At 73.3% G+C, this 19,597-nt stretch carries 14 protein-coding genes and 1 pseudogene; 13 read left to right on the top strand and 2 right to left on the bottom strand.

Annotated features, from left to right (window positions below):
• Nucleotides 1-65 precede the first annotated feature (65 nt).
• The gene (locus C4U44_RS17320) at nt 66-1,187 is read left to right on the top strand and encodes a glycosyltransferase family 4 protein (protein WP_103886688.1); all 1,122 of its coding nucleotides are present in this window, start codon (nt 66-68) and stop codon (nt 1,185-1,187) included.
• Between the two features lie 174 nt (nt 1,188-1,361).
• Here C4U44_RS17320 and C4U44_RS17315 read toward each other — a convergent pair whose 3' ends face one another.
• A complete protein-coding gene (locus tag C4U44_RS17315) occupies nt 1,362-3,185 on the bottom strand; it encodes a glycoside hydrolase family 15 protein (protein ID WP_265737332.1) in 1,824 nt (607 codons plus the stop codon).
• 532 nt (nt 3,186-3,717) lie between these two features.
• Between C4U44_RS17315 and C4U44_RS17310 the strand changes: the two genes are divergently transcribed.
• From C4U44_RS17310 to C4U44_RS17260, 10 genes and pseudogenes are all read left to right on the top strand, one after another.
• On the top strand, nt 3,718-5,385 hold the full coding sequence (locus C4U44_RS17310; RefSeq protein ID WP_103886686.1) for a CTP synthase: 1,668 nt from the start codon (nt 3,718-3,720) through the stop codon (nt 5,383-5,385).
• A 64-nt stretch (nt 5,386-5,449) separates the two neighbouring features.
• Nucleotides 5,450-6,073, top strand: coding sequence for an NUDIX domain-containing protein (locus C4U44_RS17305; protein WP_103886685.1), 624 nt, complete (start codon nt 5,450-5,452; stop codon nt 6,071-6,073).
• Between the two features lie 523 nt (nt 6,074-6,596).
• Nucleotides 6,597-8,864: a tetratricopeptide repeat protein gene (locus tag C4U44_RS17295; protein ID WP_103886683.1), complete on the top strand. Its 2,268-nt coding sequence runs from the start codon at nt 6,597-6,599 to the stop codon at nt 8,862-8,864.
• A 366-nt stretch (nt 8,865-9,230) separates the two neighbouring features.
• A complete protein-coding gene (gene ald, locus C4U44_RS17290; RefSeq protein WP_103886756.1) occupies nt 9,231-10,346 on the top strand; it encodes an alanine dehydrogenase in 1,116 nt (371 codons plus the stop codon).
• A 260-nt stretch (nt 10,347-10,606) separates the two neighbouring features.
• On the top strand, nt 10,607-11,695 hold the full coding sequence (locus C4U44_RS17285; protein WP_103886682.1) for a ParA family protein: 1,089 nt from the start codon (nt 10,607-10,609) through the stop codon (nt 11,693-11,695).
• Nucleotides 11,680-12,315 (top strand): hypothetical protein, encoded by a 636-nt coding sequence (locus tag C4U44_RS17280; protein WP_103886681.1) that lies wholly within the window; start codon nt 11,680-11,682, stop codon nt 12,313-12,315. The genes C4U44_RS17285 and C4U44_RS17280 overlap by 16 nt, the downstream gene beginning before the upstream one ends.
• A 154-nt stretch (nt 12,316-12,469) precedes the next feature.
• Nucleotides 12,470-13,582, top strand: a pseudogene (locus C4U44_RS17275) (segregation and condensation protein A); the annotation flags it as partial.
• 191 nt (nt 13,583-13,773) lie between these two features.
• Nucleotides 13,774-14,490 (top strand): SMC-Scp complex subunit ScpB, encoded by a 717-nt coding sequence (scpB, locus tag C4U44_RS17270; RefSeq protein ID WP_235032144.1) that lies wholly within the window; start codon nt 13,774-13,776, stop codon nt 14,488-14,490.
• Nucleotides 14,490-15,563 (top strand): pseudouridine synthase, encoded by a 1,074-nt coding sequence (locus C4U44_RS17265; protein ID WP_103886680.1) that lies wholly within the window; start codon nt 14,490-14,492, stop codon nt 15,561-15,563. The genes scpB and C4U44_RS17265 overlap by 1 nt, the downstream gene beginning before the upstream one ends.
• Before the next feature lie 113 nt (nt 15,564-15,676).
• Nucleotides 15,677-16,519 carry a nucleotidyltransferase domain-containing protein gene (locus C4U44_RS17260; RefSeq protein ID WP_103886679.1) on the top strand — a complete coding sequence of 281 codons (843 nt, stop codon included), beginning with the start codon at nt 15,677-15,679 and terminating at the stop codon, nt 16,517-16,519.
• A 36-nt stretch (nt 16,520-16,555) separates the two neighbouring features.
• Here C4U44_RS17260 and C4U44_RS17255 read toward each other — a convergent pair whose 3' ends face one another.
• Nucleotides 16,556-17,320, bottom strand: coding sequence for a nucleotidyltransferase domain-containing protein (locus C4U44_RS17255; RefSeq protein WP_103886678.1), 765 nt, complete (start codon nt 17,318-17,320; stop codon nt 16,556-16,558).
• 252 nt (nt 17,321-17,572) lie between these two features.
• Between C4U44_RS17255 and C4U44_RS17250 the strand changes: the two genes are divergently transcribed.
• Together C4U44_RS17250 and cmk are read left to right on the top strand one after the other, a co-directional pair.
• Complete coding sequence (locus C4U44_RS17250) at nt 17,573-18,658, top strand: prephenate dehydrogenase (RefSeq protein WP_103886677.1); 1,086 nt, start codon at nt 17,573-17,575, stop codon at nt 18,656-18,658.
• Nucleotides 18,659-18,872: 214 nt separating this feature from the next.
• Nucleotides 18,873-19,550, top strand: a complete 678-nt coding sequence (cmk, locus tag C4U44_RS17245) for a (d)CMP kinase (protein ID WP_103886676.1) — start codon at nt 18,873-18,875, stop codon at nt 19,548-19,550.
• Nucleotides 19,551-19,597 lie beyond the last annotated feature (47 nt).

Here is a 19,597-nt window from a genome sequence, read left to right as displayed (position 1 = left end):
GCCCACCGCGTCCGCCGCGTCCGCGCATCCGCAACCACGCCCACCGAGTCAGGAGTTCTCCCCGCGTGAGCAGCACCCCGCGCCCCGCCCAGGGGCAGCTCCACGCCGTGCACGTGCTGAGCACGGCGGCGGGTGCGCATGTCTGCTCGCTGGCGTCGGGACTGGTCGCGCGAGGCGTGGACGTCACCGTGTGCGGCCCGGCGTCCGTCGGTGCCGACTACGGATTCGCCGCGGCCGGCGCCCGGTTCGCCCCCGTCGAGCTCGGCCGGTCCGCCGCCTCCGACGCGCCCGCGGTCGCCGCGCTGCGGTCGCTCTGCGCCGGCGCGGGCGTGGTCCACGCGCACGGCCTGCGGGCGGCGCTGCTCGCCGCCCTCGCGCTCGGTGGCCGCCGCGTCCCGCTGGTGGTGTCCTGGCACGGCGCCGAGCCGCCCGCCGACGGCCGGGCCGGGCTGATGGCGCGCTGGCTGGAGCGCCGTGCGGTGCGCGCGGCCACCGTGGTGCTCGGCGTCTCCTCCGACCTGGTCGACCGGGCGCGCGGCCACGGTGCGCGCGACGTGCGGCTGGCGCCGGCCGCCGTACCGCGTCCGCTGCCCCGGCCCCCGCGGCCCCCTGCGGACGGGGAGTTGCGGAAGCGGCAGGTGCGGGCCGAGTTGGGCGCCGAGGACCGCCCGCTGCTGCTGGCCGTCGGCCGGCTGGAAGCGTCCAAGGGGTACGACCTGCTGCTGTCGGCGTCCGCGCACTGGGCCGACTCCGAACTGCGGCCGCTGCTCGTGATCGCGGGTGAGGGCGAGGAGCGGGCGGCCCTCGAACACCGCATCGACCTGGAGAAGTTGCCCGCGGTGCTGCTCGGGCGGCGTGACGACGTGCCCGAACTGCTGTCCGCCGCTGACCTCGTGGTGCTGCCCAGCCTCTGGGAGGGCCGCGCCCTGATCGCGCAGGAGGCGCTGCACGCCGGGGTGCCGCTGGTCGCCACCGCGGTCGGCGGCACCCCCGAACTCGTCGGCGAGGCCGCGCTGCTCGTGCCCTACGGCGACCCGTACGTGTTCGCGCGCGCGGTCACCGAGTTGCTGGCGGAGCCCGAGCGGCGTGTTGCTCTCGCCGTCGCCGGGCGGGCGCAGGCCGCCACTTGGCCCACCGAGGACGACACGGTGGCGCAGGTCCTCAGCGTCTACGACGAGTTGATCTGACCTTCCGGGGTGCCCCTTGTCCGCCGGTTGAGGGACCACCCGTGAGTGGGTGGCCTGCCGCGCAGTTCTCCCCCCAGAGCTCCGCCTGGGGGCACCCCCACACCACAGCCGGACCGCAAGGTCCCGCAACTCGCAGGCGGGGGTACCCCGGAGGGTCAGAGGCACCCTGGTTGATTACTGGAAGGCGCCGCAGGCGGTGAGGCGGAGGGCGGTGTCGATCAGGGGGACATGGCTGAACGCCTGGGGGAAGTTGCCCACTTGGCGCTGGCGGCGCGGATCCCACTCCTCGGCGAGCAGCCCCAGATCGTTGCGGAGCGCGAGCAACTTCTCGAAGAGGCGGCGGGCCTCCTGCACCCGCCCGATCATCGCAAGATCATCCGCAAGCCAGAACGAGCAGGCCAGGAAGGCCCCTTCGTCACCGGGCAGCCCGTCGAGGTTCTGGTCGCCGCTGCCGTCGCTGCGCGAGGTCGGATAGCGCAGCACGAACCCGTCCTCGGTGGACAGCTCCCGCTGGATCGCCTCGATGGTCCCGATCACCCGCTTGTCGTCCGGGGGAAGGAAGCCCATCTGCGGGATGAGCAGCAGGGAGGCGTCCAGCTCGCGCGAGCCGTAGGACTGGGTGAAGGTGTTGCGCTCCCGGTCGTAGCCCTTCTCGCAGACGTCGTAGTGGATCTCGTCCCGCAGGTCCTTCAGGCTCTCCAGCGGCCCGTCGATCTCGCCGGACTCGATGAGCTTGACGGTGCGGTCGACGGCCACCCAGGCCATCACCTTGGAGTGCACGAAGTGGCGGCGCGGGCCACGCACCTCCCAGATGCCCTCGTCGGGCTCCATCCAGTGCTTCTCCAGGTAGGCGATCAGCTTGAGCTGGAGCACGCTCGCGTAGTCGTTGCGGGTGAGGCCGGTCATGTGGCCCAGGTGCAGCGCCTCGGTGACCTCGCCGTACACGTCGAGCTGGAGCTGGTGCGCGGCCTGGTTGCCGATCCGTACCGGCGACGAGCCCTCGTACCCCGGCAGCCAGTGCAGCGTGTTCTCGCCCAGCTCACGCTCGCCGGCGATGCCGTACATGATCTGGAGGTTCTCCGGATCGCCGGCCACCGCGCGCAGCAGCCACTCGCGCCAGGCGCGGGCCTCGTCGCGGTAGCCGGTGCGCAGCAGCGAGGAGAGGGTGATCGCCGCGTCGCGCAGCCAGGTGAAGCGGTAGTCCCAGTTGCGCACCCCGCCGATGTCCTCCGGCAGGGAGGTGGTGGGCGCGGCGACGATCCCGCCGGTCGGCCCGTAGGTCAGGGCCTTGAGGGTGATCAGCGAGCGGATCACGGCTTCCCGGTAGGGGCCGCTGTACGTGCACTGTTCGACCCACTCCCGCCAGAAGTCCTCGGTCGCGTCGAGCGAGCCCTGCGGGTCGGGCAACGGCGGCTGCGGCTTGTGCGAGGGCTCCCAGCTGATCGTGAAGCACACCCGGTCGCCGGGGGAGACGGTGAAGTCGCTGTACGTCGTCAGCTCCTCACCGTACGTTTCGACATCGGTGTCCAGCCACACCGAGTCGGGACCGGCCACCGCGACCGTACGGTCCCCGACCTGCTGGACCCACGGGACCACCTGGCCGTAGGAGAAGCGCATCCGCAGGGAGGAGCGCATCGCCACCCGGCCGCTCACGCCCTCCACTATCCGGATCACCTGCGGCGCGCCGTCGCGCGGCGGCATGAAGTCGATCACCCGGACCGTGCCGGTGCGGGTGTCCCACTCCGACTCCAGGACCAGGGATTCGCCGCGGTAGTGGCGGCGTGTCGCGTCCGGCGTCCTCACGCCCTCGGCGACGGCCGGGCCGATCCGCCAGAAGCCGTGCTGATCGGTGCCGAGCAGGCCGGCGAAGACCGCCGGCGAGTCGAACCGCGGCAGGCACAGCCAGTCGACAGTGCCGTCCCTGCAGACCAGTGCAGCGGTCTGCATGTCGCCGATGAGTGCGTAGTCCTCGATACGCCCTGCCACGTGTAACTCCAGTCGAACACGGCGCCGCCCCCGTGGGACGGTCTTGCGGTATGGGGGCAATTCCTGCGGCAAAACAGCTCTGGAACTGTGGGCGAGCTGGTGATCCGGAAGGGGGCGGGGATGGTGCCGTGCCGGTCACTCGCGCAATGCGTTCGAGCAGAATACGTCCTCACAGGGAGCGGCGCGCGCCTCTCACTGATCTTTACTGAGCCGGTCGGGTGGCCGCACGCACCGGTGCGTGCGGATCGGCCGTCACCGCAGGCAGGCGCGTTCCGCGCCCGCCATCCAGCCTCGCACGCGCGGCGCCGCGCACGCGATCGGCACCCGGTCTCCGCGCGGTCGCCACGAATCCCACACACGCTCGCCATGCGGTCGCCGCCCGGTGAAAACTCCTCGGCGGCCCGCGCCTGCCGACATCCGCCCCCGACGGCGCTGATACCCTGGTAGCCCGTGGGCCGGTGGGCTGTGAACCACTGAACCGCCGCGACGGCGCGAACAACCTGAGCGCCGTCCCGACTCACCTCGCGACCACGGGAGCCCCCTCTTGGCAGCATTCTCGAACAGTGCGCCCAAATCCACGACGACCAAGCACATCTTCGTCACCGGAGGGGTGGCCTCCTCGCTGGGCAAGGGACTCACCGCCTCCAGCCTGGGCGCGCTGCTCAAGGCGCGTGGCCTGCGCGTCACCATGCAGAAGCTCGACCCGTACCTGAACGTGGACCCGGGCACCATGAACCCGTTCCAGCACGGTGAGGTCTTCGTCACGGACGACGGCGCGGAGACCGACCTCGACATCGGCCACTACGAGCGCTTCCTCGACGTGAACCTCGCGGGCTCCGCCAACGTCACCACCGGCCAGGTGTACTCCTCGGTGATCGCCAAGGAGCGGCGCGGCGAGTACCTGGGCGACACCGTCCAGGTCATCCCGCACATCACCAACGAGATCAAGTCCCGGATCCGGCGGATGGCCGGCGGCGACGTCGACGTGGTCATCACCGAGGTCGGCGGCACCGTCGGCGACATCGAGTCGCTGCCCTTCCTGGAGTCGGTCCGCCAGGTCCGCCACGAGGTCGGCCGCGACAACGTGTTCGTGGTGCACATCTCCCTGCTGCCCTACATCGGCCCGTCCGGCGAGCTGAAGACGAAGCCGACCCAGCACTCGGTGGCGGCTCTGCGCAACATCGGCATCCAGCCCGACGCGATCGTGCTGCGCGCCGACCGCGAGGTGCCCATCGCGATCAAGCGGAAGATCTCCCTGATGTGCGACGTCGACGAGGACGCGGTGGTCGCGGCGATCGACGCCCCGTCCATCTACGACATCCCCAAGGTGCTGCACACCGAGGGCCTGGACGCCTATGTGGTGCGGCGGCTCGACCTGCCGTTCCGCGACGTGGACTGGACCCAGTGGGACGATCTGCTCAAGCGGGTGCACGAACCCGCGCACGAGGTCACCGTCGCCCTGGTCGGCAAGTACATCGACCTGCCCGACGCCTACCTGTCCGTCACCGAGGCGATCCGGGCCGGCGGCTTCGCCAACAACGCCCGGGTCACCGTGAAGTGGGTCGCCTCCGACGAGTGCAAGACCCCGGCCGGCGCGGCGGCGCAGCTGGCCGGCGTCGACGCGGTGTGCGTGCCCGGTGGCTTCGGCGACCGCGGCGTCGAGGGCAAGGTCGGTGCGATCACCTACGCCCGCGAGCAGCGGCTGCCGCTGCTGGGCCTGTGCCTGGGCCTGCAGTGCATCGTGATCGAGGCCGCCCGCAACCTCGCCGGGATCGCCGACGCGAACTCCACCGAGTTCGACCCGGGCACCGCCCACCCGGTCATCTCCACCATGGCCGAGCAGCTCGACATCGTCGACGGCAAGGGCGACCTGGGCGGCACCATGCGGCTGGGCACCTATCCGGCCAAGCTCGCCGAGGGCTCCCTCGTCCGCGAGGTCTACGACGACCAGCCCTACGTCGAGGAGCGCCACCGGCACCGCTACGAGGTCAACAACGCCTACCGGGCCGAGCTCGAGCAGAAGACCGGGCTGGTCTTCTCGGGTACCTCGCCCGACAACAAGCTGGTGGAGTACGTCGAGTACCCGCGCGACGTGCACCCCTACCTGGTGGCGACCCAGGCCCACCCCGAGCTGAAGTCCCGGCCGACCCGCCCGCACCCGCTCTTCGCCGGACTGGTGAAGGCCGCGGTGGCGGCCCAGGCGAAGCGCTGAGACCGAGCCGGGGTCCGCGGACCCTGACGGCACCCTGACATCCGACCTCCCGGAAGGCCCACGCATGCTCCAGGACACCCCGCAGGAGTGGCGGGTCACCGCCACCTCCACGCCGTTCACCGGCAACAAGACCGGTGTGCGCACCGACCAGGTGGTGATGCCCGACGGTTCCACCGCCGGCCGTGACTACCAGGTGCACCCCGGTTCCGTGGCCGTCCTCGCGCTCGACGACGACGACCGGGTGCTGGTGCTCAAGCAGTACCGGCACCCGGTCCGGCACAAGCTGTGGGAGATCCCGGCCGGCCTGCTCGACATCCCCGGCGAGAACCCGCTGAACGCCGCGCAGCGCGAGCTGTACGAAGAGGCGCACGTCAAGGCCGACGACTGGCGGGTGCTCGCCGACATGTACACCAGCCCCGGCGGCTCCGACGAGGCGGTGCGGATCTTCCTGGCCCGTGGCGTCTCCGAGGCCGAGGGAGAGCGCTTCGCCGTCAGCGAGGAGGAGGCGGACCTGGAGTACGCGCGGGTGCCGCTGGCCGAGCTGGTGCAGGGCGTGCTGGCCGGCGAGCTGCACAACAGCTGCCTGGTGGTCGGCGTGCTCGCGCTCAGTGCCGCGCTCGGCACCGGCGGGCTCGACGCCTTGCGCCCGGCGGATTCGCCCTGGCCGGCGCGGCCCTTCACGACGTAGCCCCAGGCAAGGGTGCCCCGGCGGGTGATCCGAAAGGGTGATCATTCGGCCCTCCGTCGGCCACGGACCCAGGGGCGTGGCGCCCGGCGTGAACTAGGCTCGACGCGCCCCCTTCCCGGGGCATCACCTCACCTCCGGGAGCGTGCTCGTGCCGGACCAGGCCCTCGACCCGCGGCGGACTCCTGCGGGGAGCGCCGACGAGAACGGAGAGCCTGCGCCCGGGCGCCCCGCGGGGGAGCCGGGACCGATCGCGGAGCCGGCGGCCTCCTCGTCGGCGGGGGTGGGTCCGGTCGCGGAGGCAGTGCTTTCTCCGCCCACGGAGGCGGGTGCGGTCGCGGAGGCAGCGGTTTCTCCTTCCGCGGAGGCAGGTCCGGTCGCGGAGCCGGTGGTTTCTCCGTCCGCGGAGGCAGCCCCGTCCACGGCTGAGGTCCGGCCGGGTGTGGTGCCCCAGCCCGCCGCGGGTCCGCCGGTGCCGCCGCGCCCGACGCTCCCCCCGCGCCCGCCCGTCCCGCCGGCCGACCCTGTGGTCCCGCCACCTGCCCCGGCCCCTGTCCCCGCCGACGCCGAGCCGGTCGGCACCGTCGTCGCGCGTGAACTGCCCGGGCCGGCCCCCTACTTCGTCGGGCGGGAACGCGAACTGGCCCAGCTGCGCGCCGAGATCGGCCGGCCCGGGCTCGCCGTGGTGGGCGGCAAGCAGCCGGACCGCGGCCGGGTGCTGCTGGTCGTCGGCCGTCCCGGCGCCGGGCGGACCGAACTGGCGATCACCCTGGCCCGCGAGGTGGCGCCGGCGTACCCCGACGGGCAGTTCTTCCTGCGGCTCACCGGCACCGACGGCGATCCGGTCGCCCCCGCGGACACCGCCCGCGCGCTGCTGCGGGTGCTCGCCGCCGGCCGCCGCGCGGTTCCGGGACAGTCCGTTTCCGGTCACGTCGCTCCTGGTCATGTCGCTCCTGGCGGGGCCGTTCCCGGGCAGGCCCTTCCCGGCGGGGCGGAGGACGCGCCCGGCCCGGACCCGGCCGTCGATCCGGTCGCCGCCCTGCGCGAGGCGACCGCCGGGCGCCGCCTGCTGCTCGTCCTCGACGACGTGCCGCACGCCGACCAGCTCGCCGGGCTGCTGCCCGAGTCGCCCGGCAGCCTCGTGGTCGCCACCGCCGACGGCCCGCTGTCCGGCGTCCCCGACGTCCGGCCGTGCACCCTCGGCGGCCTGGACACCCCCGCGGCCCTCGCACTGCTCGCCCGCACCATCGGCGGGACCCGGGTGACCAACGACCCGCGCGCCGCCGAGACGCTGGTGCAGGAACTCTCCGGCCACCCCACCGCCGTGCGGCTGGCCGCGGCCTGGCTCGCCGCCCAGCCGCGTATGCCCCTGTCCGAGGCGGCCGTGCACCTGCACGCCACCCCCGACTCGCCGCTCACCCCGGCCCCGCCCGCGCCCGCGGCACCCCCCGCGTCGGCAGCCGGCCCGGCCGACGCGAAGGGCGTCGCCGCCGACGCTCCCGCCGCCGAGCAGCCGCCGCCCGCGCGCCGGCCCGCCGCGCCGGGCGAACTCCTCCGCGCCTTCCGGGCGGCCTACGGCACCCTTCCTCCCGCGGTCGCCCGACTCCTGCGCAGCCTCGTACTCGCTCCCGCCGGCAGCGTCGACGCCCACGTCGCCTCCGCGCTGGCCGGCTGCGCGGTCGACGTCGCCGAGCGCGCGCTCTCCGACCTCGCCGACTCCGCGCTGCTGCTCCGCGGCCCTGCTGACGGGTTGTACCGGGTGCCGGGGTGCCTCGAACCGCTGCTGCGCGCGCTGCTGGCCGCCACCGACCGCCCGCAGGACATCACCCTGGCCCGGGCCCGGATGCTGGAGCGGACGGTCCGGCTGCTGGAATCGTGCCGGGTCACGCTGGCCCGCGAGGCCGGCGCGGACGCGCTGCCCGGCACCGTACGCTTCGCCTCGCCCGCCGCCGCGGCCGAGTGGCTGCGCACCCGCCGCCCCGCGCTGATGGCCGCCGCCCGCGCCGCCGTGGCCGACGGCGAGCTCGACACCCTCGCCCGCCGGCTGATCACCGCCCTCGTCCGCGCCGTGCTCGCCCAGCCCGCGCCCCCGGCCGCCGGCCGCCCCCGCCGGCTCCCGGCCGGCGCCGACCGGTACGAGTTGCACACCCTCGCCCTCACCGTCGCCGAACGCCGCCACCTGCCCCACGAGAAGGCCGCCGCGCTGATCAACCTCGCGGACCTGGACGTCGAGGCGGGCCGTACCGACCGCGCCGTCACGGCGTACCGCAAGGCGCTCGAAGCCGCGCGCGCCGCCGACGACACCGGTGCCGAGGGTCGCGTGCTGGAGGCCATCGGTGCCTGCTACCTGGAACAGCGGGACCTGTCGCGGGCCTGCGACTGGTTCGGCCGCGCGCTCGCGCTGCGCCAGGGCCGCGGTGAACTCGTCGACCAGGCACGGCTGCACGCCCGGATCGGCGCCGTCCTGACCTACCTCGGCAGCCACGGCCCCGCGCTGCGGGAATGGCGTGCCGCGGCCGGGGTGCACCGCAGGCTCGGCGACCTGTCCTCGCAGGCCCGGGCGCTGGCCGAGGCGGCCCGGGTGCAGGAGTACGCCGGGCTGCCCGAGGACGCGATGCGCACCTGCCGGGACGCGCTCTACTACGCCCGCCAGGCCGGCGAGCGCCGCCTCGAAGCCGCCGTGCTGATGCGGTTGGCCGAGGCACTCCAGCGGCTCGGCGACAGCGGGGGCGCCGATCTCCAACGCGCCGCCGCCGGCCGCCTGCTGCAGGCGGGTGAGTCGCCGGCGTTCTGAGCCGGCCCGGCCCCCGAACACGGGTCAATCCCGGCCCGGTCCGGCGGTCCACCCCGTCCGCCTCTGCCGCTTCCGCGCCGGTGTGCCGCCCCCGCCTCCTCCTGGCCCGGCGGGTCCCGGCTCGTCCGGGCCCGGTGACCGGCACTTCTCGCTCCCCGGCGCCTTCAACCTACGAAACTGCCAATGCTCTCCGGGAAACCCACCACTTTGTAAGGCTGGACAGCGGCTACTCCTTCACTAGACTGAGCCCAGCCGCACACAAGCCGGTCAGATCCGGTGTGTCGCGCGATGCTGCCTCATGTCCGGACAGACGGATATATGGACGCACCCTCCCCTCCCCTCCTGAGTGCAAGGACCGTGATCGACGTGAAGGTGGGCATCCCCCGCGAGGTCAAGAACAACGAGTTCCGCGTGGCCATCACCCCCGCCGGTGTGCACGAACTCGTCCGGCACGGCCACCAGGTCGTCGTCGAGCAGGGCGCGGGAGCCGGCTCGTCCATCCCCGACGAGGAGTACGCCACCGCGGGTGCGGCGGTCCTCGGCACCGCCGACGAGGTGTGGGGCGCCGCCGACCTGCTGCTGAAGGTCAAGGAGCCGGTCGCCGAGGAGTACCACCGGCTGCGCAAGGACCAGATCCTCTTCACCTACCTGCACCTGGCCGCCTCCCGCGCCTGCACGGACGCCCTGCTGGAGTCCGGCACCACCGCGATCGCCTACGAGACGGTGGAGACCCCCGGACGCCGGCTGCCGCTGCTCGCCCCGATGTCGGAGGTCGCCGGGCGGCTGGCCCCCCAGGTCGGCGCGTACCACCTGATGCGCTCGGCCGGCGGCCGCGGAGTGCTGCCCGGCGGGGTGCCCGGGGTGAAGTCCGGCCGTGCGGTGGTGATCGGCGCGGGTGTCTCCGGCTGGCACGCCACCACCATCGCGCTCGGTCTCGGCTTCCACGTCACGCTGCTCGACAAGGACGTCGACAAACTGCGCGAGGCCGACAAGGTGTTCGGCAACCGCGTGCAGACCATCACCTCCAACGCCCTTGCGCTGGAGCAGGCCGTCCTCGACGCCGACCTCGTCGTCGGCGCGGTGCTGGTGCCCGGCGCCAAGGCCCCCAAGCTGGTCACCAACGAGCTGGTCTCCCGGATGAAGCCGGGTTCGGTACTTGTCGACATCGCGATCGACCAGGGCGGCTGCTTCGAGGACTCGCGCCCCACGACGCACGCCGAACCGACCTTCACCGTGCACGACTCGGTCTTCTACTGCGTGGCCAACATGCCCGGCGCGGTGCCCAACACGTCGACCTACGCGCTCACCAATGTGACGCTGCCCTACATCGTCGAACTGGCCAACCGCGGCTGGCGCGAGGCGCTGCGTCGCGACGCAGCGCTCGCCCTCGGCCTCAACACCCATGAGGGGCAGGTCGTTTACGGCCCGGTCGGCGAGGCCCACGGCCTGGACACCGCTGACCTGCACACCCTGCTGGGCTGAGCCCCGGCGCCGGGAGAAAACGTCACGCATCGGCACCTTGTGCCAACTACGCCTGCACGGCGGGGTCTTGTCCTTCGAGACCCCGCCGTTCGCGTGGTTACGCCCTTGACAGCCGGGTGTTCGCTTCCCGACACATCGTGCCGTCTCCGGCGGATTGTGTTGCTGCGGACCACCGACACGCCATAGAGTCGCGAAACGTCGGCTGTAGTCACGCTGACCTATTGAGAAGTTTCCTGGTCACCAAGGAGGTAAGACGACTTGTGAATGAGTCGACATTTGCTCCCGGGGGTGGTCAACCAGGAACGACCGTCGGTTCCGCAGCGGTCCGTACCTTCGAGTCCCGCCGGCCCGAGACGACGACCACGGAGACAGTGCCCGGTTACACCATGGCTCCTTACGACGATCACGATCTGCAAGACGGTCAGTTCTACGACCCCGACGCCGAATACGAGCCGGACCCGGAGTACGCCGCGACGCTCGCGCCCGACGCCGCCCGACAGCGCCGCGAGCGGGTCGGCCCCACCGGCCGCCCGCTGCCGTACTTCCCGATCCCGAACCCGCTGACCGACCACGGCCCGGCGAAGATCGTCGCGATGTGCAACCAGAAGGGCGGGGTCGGCAAGACCACCTCGACCATCAACCTGGGTGCCGCGCTCGCCGAGTACGGCCGCCGCGTGCTGCTCGTCGACTTCGACCCGCAGGGCGCCCTGTCGGTCGGCCTCGGGGTCAACCCGATGGAACTCGACATCACGGTCTACAACCTGCTGATGGAACGCGGGCTCGCCGCCGACGAGGTGCTGCTGAAGACCGCGGTCCCCGGCATGGACCTGTTGCCGAGCAACATCGACCTGTCCGCCGCCGAGGTGCAGCTGGTCAGCGAGGTCGCCCGCGAGTCCGCGCTGCAGCGCGCGCTCAAGCCGCTGATGGCCGACTACGACTACATCGTCATCGACTGCCAGCCCTCGCTCGGCCTGCTCACCGTCAACGCGCTGACCGCCGCGCACTCGGTGATCGTGCCGCTGGAGTGCGAGTTCTTCGCGCTGCGCGGCGTCGCGCTGCTCACCGAGACGATCGAGAAGGTCCGCGAGCGTCTCAACCCCGAACTCGAACTCGACGGCATCCTCGCCACGATGTACGACTCGCGCACCGTGCACAGCCGGGAGGTGCTGGCCCGGGTGGTCGAGGCGTTCGACGACCACGTCTTCCACACCGTCATCGGCCGCACCGTGCGGTTCCCGGAGACCACCGTCGCCGGTGAGCCGATCACCACGTACGCCTCCAACTCCGTGGGTGCCGCGGCCTATCGCCAACTCGCCAGGGAGGTGCTCGCCCGGTGCCACGCCGAGTGAGCCTGCCGGGCGCCGACGAACTGTTCCGGACCACCGGCGGCGCCGCACTCCAGGCACCCTCGCCGACCCACAGCGCCGAGGCCGACTCCGACGCGCGCTCCGGCGGCCCGGGCTCGCAGGGCACCGGCAACGGCACGGTCCAGGCCGCCGCGACGGCGCCCGCACCCGCCCGCAGCGACGAGCACACCGGCCGCGACGGGGCCTCCGCGGTTCCCCCCGGCCCGCGCCGACCGCTCACCGGCGAGCGCGCGCCCGAGCGCAACGGCACGGTCCAGGCCGCCGCGAGCGCCACCCCCGTGGCCACGGCGACCGTCACCTCGCAGAAGCCCACCCCCCCGCCGATCACCGCGACCCCGCAGCCGGCCGCGCCCGCCCGCCGCAAGGCGCCCCGTCAGAACCGCAGGCCCAGCGGCCGCGAGCGCCACGACGAGAAGATCACCGTCTACGTCTCCGCCGAGGAGCTGATGGATCTGGAGCACGCCCGCCTGGTGCTGCGCGGCGAGCACGGCCTCGCGATCGACCGCGGCCGGATCGTCCGTGAGGCCGTCGCGGTCGTGCTGGCCGACCTCGAATCCCGCGGTGACGCGAGCATCCTGGTCCGGCGGCTGCGCGGCCGCTGAGCCCCGCGGGGTGCGGTGCCTCGGCCCTCCGGAGTGCCTCGTCCCGTCGGGCGAGGGGCTACTTGCCGACGGGGGCTGCTCGCAGCAGTTCTGCCCCCGGAGCGCCGAACCCGCCGACGGAGCGCGAGCCGCTACGGCGAGTAGCCTGCTTCCGATGCCGACCTCACCCGCTGCTCGCCGCCGCAGCCTCGGACGCGGCCCCGCCGCCGAGGCGGAACCGGCCCCTGCCATGGAACCGTTGGCGGGAGACGCCGAACCCGTGGCGCCAGGCGCGGCCGAACCGTCCGGAGAAGCCGCACCCGGAGCCGTGGAAGCGTCGGAGGAGGCGGAAGCCGCTGCCGTACAGCCGCCGCAGGAGACGGAACCTGGTGACGGCCGGCCCGAGGAACCCGCGAACGTCGACGTCCCGGAAGCCGCTCGGATCCCGGAGGACGTCCCGACCCCGGAAGCCGCTCCGACGCCGGAAGCCGCCGGGGACCGTTTCACCGTACGGCTGGCGAACTTCGAGGGGCCGTTCGACCTGCTGCTCCAGCTGATCTCGAAGCACCGGCTCGACGTGACCGAGATCGCGCTGTCGAAGGTCACCAACGAGTTCATGGCCCACATCCACGCGATGGGCCCGGACTGGGACCTGGACCAGACCACGGAGTTCCTGGTGGTCGCGGCGACGCTGCTGGACCTGAAGGCCGCACGGCTGCTGCCGGCCGCCGAGGTGGAGGACGAGGCGGACCTCGCGCTGCTGGAGGCGCGGGACCTGCTGTTCGCGCGACTGCTGCAGTACCGCGCGTTCAAGCAGATCGCGGCGATCTTCGCGGAACGGCTCGAACAGGAGGCGCTGCGCCACCCGCGGACCGTCGGCCTGGAGCCGCAGCACGCCGAGCTGCTGCCGGAGGTGGTGCTGAGCATCGGCCCGGAGCGGTTCGCGCGCCTGGCGGTGAAGGCGATGCAGCCGAAGCCGAAGCCGCAGGTGTACGTGGACCACATCCACGCCCCCCTGGTGAGCGTGCGGGAGCAGGCCGAGCACGTGATCGCCCTGCTGCGCGAGCGGGGTGCGGCAAGCTTCGGGGAGCTCACCGCGGACGCGGCCGACACGCTCACGGTCGTGGCCCGCTTCCTGGCGCTGCTGGAGCTGTACCGGGAGAAGGCGGTCGCACTGGACCAGGAGGAGGCGCTGGGCCTGCTCCAGGTGCGGTGGACGGGGACGGCCGAGGACGCGGCTCCGCTGGTGACGGACGAGTTCGACCAGGAGCGCCCGCCGAAGCCCCCGGCGGGGGGCCGTGAGCGGGGCGGCCGTGCGGAGGGTGACGCCACCGGGTCCGCCGGCAGCGAGTCCTCCGTCATCGGGTCCGGTGAGCCCGAGACCGGTGAGCCCGAGACCGGTGAGCCCGAGACCGGTGAGCCCGAGATCGGCGAGACCGACATCAGTGAGCCCGGTTCCGCCGGGAGAGGAGAGCAGGGATGACCGACGTGACGGACCTCACGCGGGCCGCTTCCGGCGCCGCCGTCCCGGCCGCCGAGCCCGCTCCGGCGGGGCTGCTCGCCGCCGCCACCGCCGAGCTGGAGCTGAAGCCGGCGCTGGAGGCCGTGCTGATGGTGGTCGACGAGCCGGCGACCGAGGAGCACCTCGCGAAGGTGCTGGACCGGCCGAGGCGGGCGGTCGGCAAGGCGCTGCGCGAGCTGTCCGACGACTACACCCGCGAGGGCAGGGGCTTCGACCTGCGGCTGGTCGCGGGCGGCTGGCGGTTCTACACCCGCCCGGAGTTCTCCCCGGCGGTGGAGAGCTTCGTGCTGGACGGCCAGCAGGCCCGGCTGACGCAGGCCGCACTGGAGACGCTGGCGGTGGTCGCGTACCGCCAACCGGTGAGCCGGTCCCGGGTCTCGGCGGTGCGCGGGGTGAACTGCGACGGTGTCATGCGCACCCTGCTCCAGCGCGGGCTCGTGGAGGAAGGTGGGACGGAACCCGAGACAGGTGCGATCCTGTACAGGACGACGAACTACTTCCTGGAACGTATGGGCCTGCGCAGCCTCGATGAGCTGCCCGAGCTCGCCCCGTTCCTGCCGGAGGCGGAAGCGGTCGAGGCGGAGTCCGCGGAAGGGCTGCCGTCCTTCGACCCGGACGCCCCGGACGATCCACCGACGACCTCGAACTCGATCACCTCGATTACGGAACCTTGATGCGAAGCAGCGACAGGAACAGCGGCGGCAACCGGAAACCCCGCGGCGGCAGTGGCGGCGGCTCTGCCGACCGGCGCGGCGGGGAGCCGGAGCGCCCCCGCAAGCCCCGTCCGGAGGAGCGCCGCTACGACGTCGGCGGCACCGGCCAGTCCGGTGCGAACAGGCCCGGCGGCATGCCCCGCACCAAGGACGCCGGCGGTGCCAAGCCCGGCGCCCGGCCGACCGGCAACCGGGGCCGCAAGCCGGTCCCGGCCCGGCCGCGCGAGCTCGACGCCCAGATCGAGGAGCGCAACCGGGAGCGGCACAGCAAGCCCCAGGTCAAGACGCCCAAGACGTTCCCGGGTGCCGAGCAGGAGGGTGAGCGGCTGCAGAAGGTGCTGGCCAGGGCCGGCATGGGCTCGCGCCGGGCGTGTGAGGAGCTGATCGAGCAGCTCCGGGTCGAGGTGAACGGCGAGATCGTCACCGAGCAGGGCATGCGGGTCGACCCCGACCGCGACGAGGTGAAGGTCGACGGCCTGACCGTCGCCACCCAGTCGTACCTGTTCTTCGCGCTCAACAAGCCGGCCGGCGTGGTCTCCACCATGGAGGACCCCGACGGGCGGCAGTGCCTGGGCGACTACGTCACCAACCGCGACACCCGGCTCTTCCACGTCGGCCGGCTCGACACCGAGACCGAGGGGCTGATCCTGCTCACCAACCACGGCGAGCTGGCCCACCGGCTGACCCACCCGCGGTACGGCGTGAAGAAGACCTACCTCGCCGCGATCCAGGGCCCGCTGCCGCGCGACCTCGGCAAGCAGCTCAAGAGCGGTATCGAGCTGGAGGACGGCTGGGCCCGCGCCGACCACTTCCGGATCGTGCAGAACACCGGCAAGAACTACCTCGTCGAGGTCACCCTCCACGAGGGCCGGAAGCACATCGTGCGCCGGATGCTGGCCGAGGCCGGCTTCCCCGTCGACAAGCTGGTGCGCACCAGCTTCGGGCCGATCCCGCTGGGCGACCAGAAGTCCGGCTGGCTGCGCCGCCTCACCAACACCGAGGTCGGCATGCTCATGCGCGAGGTCGACCTGTAGGACGGCGCCCCGGAGTGGGGGAGCCCCGGGTAAGGGGCGCGATCCAGGGCGGCGGCCCCTTACCGGGGACCGCCGCCTCGCCAACGGGCCGCCCTTGGCGCTTGGATGAGCGGATGACCGTGCCCGCCTCCGCCGCTTCAGCCGCTCCTTCTCCCGCTTCCGTCGTCCCCGCCGCCTCCCCGTCCGCCCTGTCGGCCGCAGGCGTGCCCGACCTCGGCCCGGCCGTCCGCGACCTGGTGGGCGGCGGCCCGGAGCTGCTGTTCGTCACCGTCTCCGGTGCGCACCTCTACGGCTTCCCCTCCCAGGACTCCGACGTGGACCTGCGGGGCGTGCACCTGCTCCCGCTGCGCGAGGTGATCGGCCTGCGCGAGGGGGAGCCGACCCGGACCCGGATGTGGGAGCGCGAGGGCCTGGAACTGGACCTGGTCACCCACGATCTGCTGAAGTTCGCCCGGCTCATGCTGCGCCGCAACGGCTACGTGCTGGAGCAGGTGCTCTCGCCGCTGGTCGTCCGCACCACCGCCGTCCACGCCGAACTCGCCGCCCTCGCACCCGGCGTGGTCACCGCGGGCCACGCGCACCACTACCGGGGCTTCGCCACCACCCAGTGGCGCCTGCACCTCAGGAACGGCGAACTCAAGCCGCTCCTCTACACGTTCCGCGTGCTGCTCACCGGCATCCACCTCATGCGTACCGGCCGCGTCCTGGCCGACCTCCCCACGCTGCTCGCCGAGGTCCCCGAGGCACCCGCCTACCTCCCTGACCTGATAGCCGCCAAGGCCGCCGCCGAGCACGCCCCCGCCCCCGGTCTCGCGCCGGACCGCCTCCTCGCGGACGTCGAGGCACTCCACACCACCCTCTCCGCCGCCCAGGGCGCCTCCGCGCTCCCGGCACACCCGACCGCCCAGGACGGCCTCCACGACCTGGTGGTCCGTACCCGAGAGGGCGCCGTCTGACGAGCCGGCCCTCGCCCGCCGCTTCCCGGGGACGGGCTAGGAGCGTCGTGCGACGTCCGCGACGGGCGAGGACAGGTCGGGAGAGGCCGAGACGCCCCGTACGCGGATCAGGAAGTCCTCGACGCGGGTGCGGTCCGGGTCGGCCGGTAGCGGGCTGCGGGGAGAGGCGTCGTCGATCTCGTCGTGGAGCGTGCGGGTCCAGGCCCGGACCTCGTCCCAGGTGAGTTCGCCGCGTTTGACGGCCAGCAGGCGGTCGCGGTGCTCACGGGCGTCGATGTCGAGCCGGCCGGTGCGCAGCAGGTCGCGGCAACTGGTGAGCAGCCGTAGCAGGTGCATCGCGTGCTTCCAGCGGGGCCGCCCGTGGGTGCGGATGTCTGCCTCGAGCTTGCCGAACTGCTGCGCGGCGTACCCGCGGAAGGTCGACTCGGCGTGACGGGACAGGAACGCCTCGCGCAGGTGGAGCAGTTCGCGGCCGGTGGCGTCGGCGTACTCGACGAGGGGGGAGTGCAGGCACTCCAGGATGTTCGGGTTGGCGCGCAGCGCGAGCACGCAGAAGCGCTCCAGCTCCCAGGAGAACTGCTCGTCCAGCGGCCCCGTGACGTGGGTGGGCGGCTTGTCCAGCCGCCAGAACAGCGGGGTCGGCGCCACGAACACGCCGCGCCGGTCGGTGTCGCTGGCGTCCGTGGCCAGACCGAAGGCGCGCGAGCCCATCACGCACGCGTAGACCGTGTGGTCCCTGACCAGTTCGTGCTGCTCCACGTCGTCCCCCAGCGCCTCGCCTCTCAGGGCGATTATGTCCATTCGCTCGGACCGGGCGCGCGATTTTCGTGTTCCGCACGGTGAGCGCGGGTGACCCGGGAGTGATGCGGCGGCTGGGACGCGGGGGAGCCGCGGGTGCTGCGGAGGCGCGCGCGATCCGTGACCCGGGCGTCTCGGCCCGCGGTCCGCGCGGCGCCGTCAGGGGGCGCATGGCTACGCTGGACGCGGACCGCGGAAGCGTCCCGACCGTCGTCGTACCGTCCCCCACCGCCGCACCCGCAAGGACACCGCCTCGTGAGGACCGCCCTCGTCATCGGAACCGGCCTGATGGGCACGTCGGCCGCGCTCGCCCTCAACGGTCGCGGCGTGGACGTGTACCTCCAGGACCACGACGAAACCGTCGCGCGCACCGCCGAGGCGCTCGGCGCGGGCACCTGCGCGGCGCCGCCGGAGCCCGTGGACCTGGTGGTCGTCGCCGTGCCGCCCGCCCATGTGGCGACGACCCTCGCCGAGGCGATCGGCGGCGGGCGGGGCCGCGGCTACCTGGACGTGGCCAGCGTCAAGGGCGGCCCGCGCCGCGACCTCGACGCCCTGGGCTGCGACCTCAGCGGCTACATCGGCACCCACCCCATGGCGGGCCGGGAGCGCTCCGGCCCGCTGGCGGCGACCGCCGACCTCTTCGAGGGCCGCCCCTGGGTGCTGACCCCCACCGCGGCCACCGCCACGGACGTCCTCAACCTCGCCCTGGAACTGGTCGCGCTTTGCCGCGCGGTCCCTGTCGTGATGGACGCCGACGCGCACGATCGCGCGGTGGCGCTGGTCTCGCACACCCCGCAGCTCGTCTCCAGCATGGTCGCCGCCCGGCTGGAACACGCCGAGGACTCCGCCGTACGCCTGTGCGGCCAGGGCATCCTCGACGTCACCCGCGTCGCCGGATCCGATCCGGGCATGTGGATGGACATCCTCGCGGCGAACCCCGGACCGGTCGCCGACGTGCTCGCCGACCTCTCCTCCGACCTCGCCGAGACCGTCACCGCGCTGCGCGCCCTGCAGTCCGCCGACGACGACAAGCGGCGCGGTGGCGCGGCGGGGATCGAGGACATACTGCGGCGCGGCAACGCCGGTCGCGCCAAGGTCCCCGGCAAGCACGGCGCCGCCCCGAAGCCGTACGAGATCGTCAGCGTCCTGATCGGCGACCAGCCCGGCGAGCTGGCCCGGCTCTTCGCCGACGCGGGCGCGGCCGGCGTCAACATCGAGGACGTGCGGATCGAGCATTCGGCAGGGCAGCAGGCGGGCCTGGTCAACCTGCTGGTCGAGCCGCGCAGCGCGCCCGTCCTGACGGCGGCGCTGCGCGAGCGCGGCTGGGCGCTGCGGCAGTAGCGGCGGAAGGAGGCTGCGCCGCCGGGTGCCAGTCGCGCCGGGTGCCGGCCGCGCCCAGGTGCCGGCTGGCGGGGTCCGCCGGGACGCCCACGGTCCGGCGCGGCACCGGCGGTGGCGCTGGGCCACCCGGGGGGCCGGTAACCTTGAGGGATGGCATCCGGCGCCCGCCGGCCCGCCCGTACCCCTCATCCGTGCACGAGGAAGGCCACCTGCTGTGTCAATTCCGGTGATCGTCGCGATCGACGGCCCCTCCGGCACGGGCAAGTCCAGCACATCCAGGGCGGTCGCCGCCCGGCTCGGCCTGAGCTACCTGGACACGGGCGCGCAGTACCGCGCGATCACCTGGTGGATGCTGAGCAACGGCGTCGACGTCAACGACCCGCTGGCCATCGCCGACCAGGCGGGCAAGCCGGCGATCGTGGCCGGCACCGACCCGGCCGCCCCCGCGATCACCGTGGACGGCGTGGACGCCTCCGGGCCGATCCGCACCCAGGAGGTCACCGCCGCGGTCAGCGCGGTGAGCGCCGTGCCCGAGGTGCGGACCCGGATGGTCGAGATCCAGCGTGCCGCGGCCGCCTCCGCGCCGGCCGGCATCGTGGTCGAGGGCAGGGACATCGGCACCACCGTGCTGCCCGACGCCACCGTGAAGATCTTCCTCACCGCCTCCCCCGAGGTCCGGGCGGCCCGCCGCAGCGGCGAGCTGAAGGGCGCGCAGTCCGTCGCCGACACCCAGGCCGCCCTGATCCGCCGGGACGCCGCCGACTCCGGCCGTACGACCTCCCCGCTCGCCAAGGCCGACGACGCCGTCGAGGTGGACACCAGCGAGCTCAGCCTCGAGCAGGTCGTCGAGCAGGTCGTGGCACTGGTCGGGGAGAAGCGAGCGGCGCGGTGACTACGCAGCGCGGGACCGCGCCGCCGACCACGGCCTCGACCTCGCCC

It is taken from the genome of Actinacidiphila yanglinensis (assembly GCF_900107965.1).
GTDB classification, from domain to species: Bacteria; Actinomycetota; Actinomycetes; order Streptomycetales; family Streptomycetaceae; genus Actinacidiphila; species Actinacidiphila yanglinensis.
This window is presented reverse-complemented; position numbering and strand designations above follow the sequence as displayed.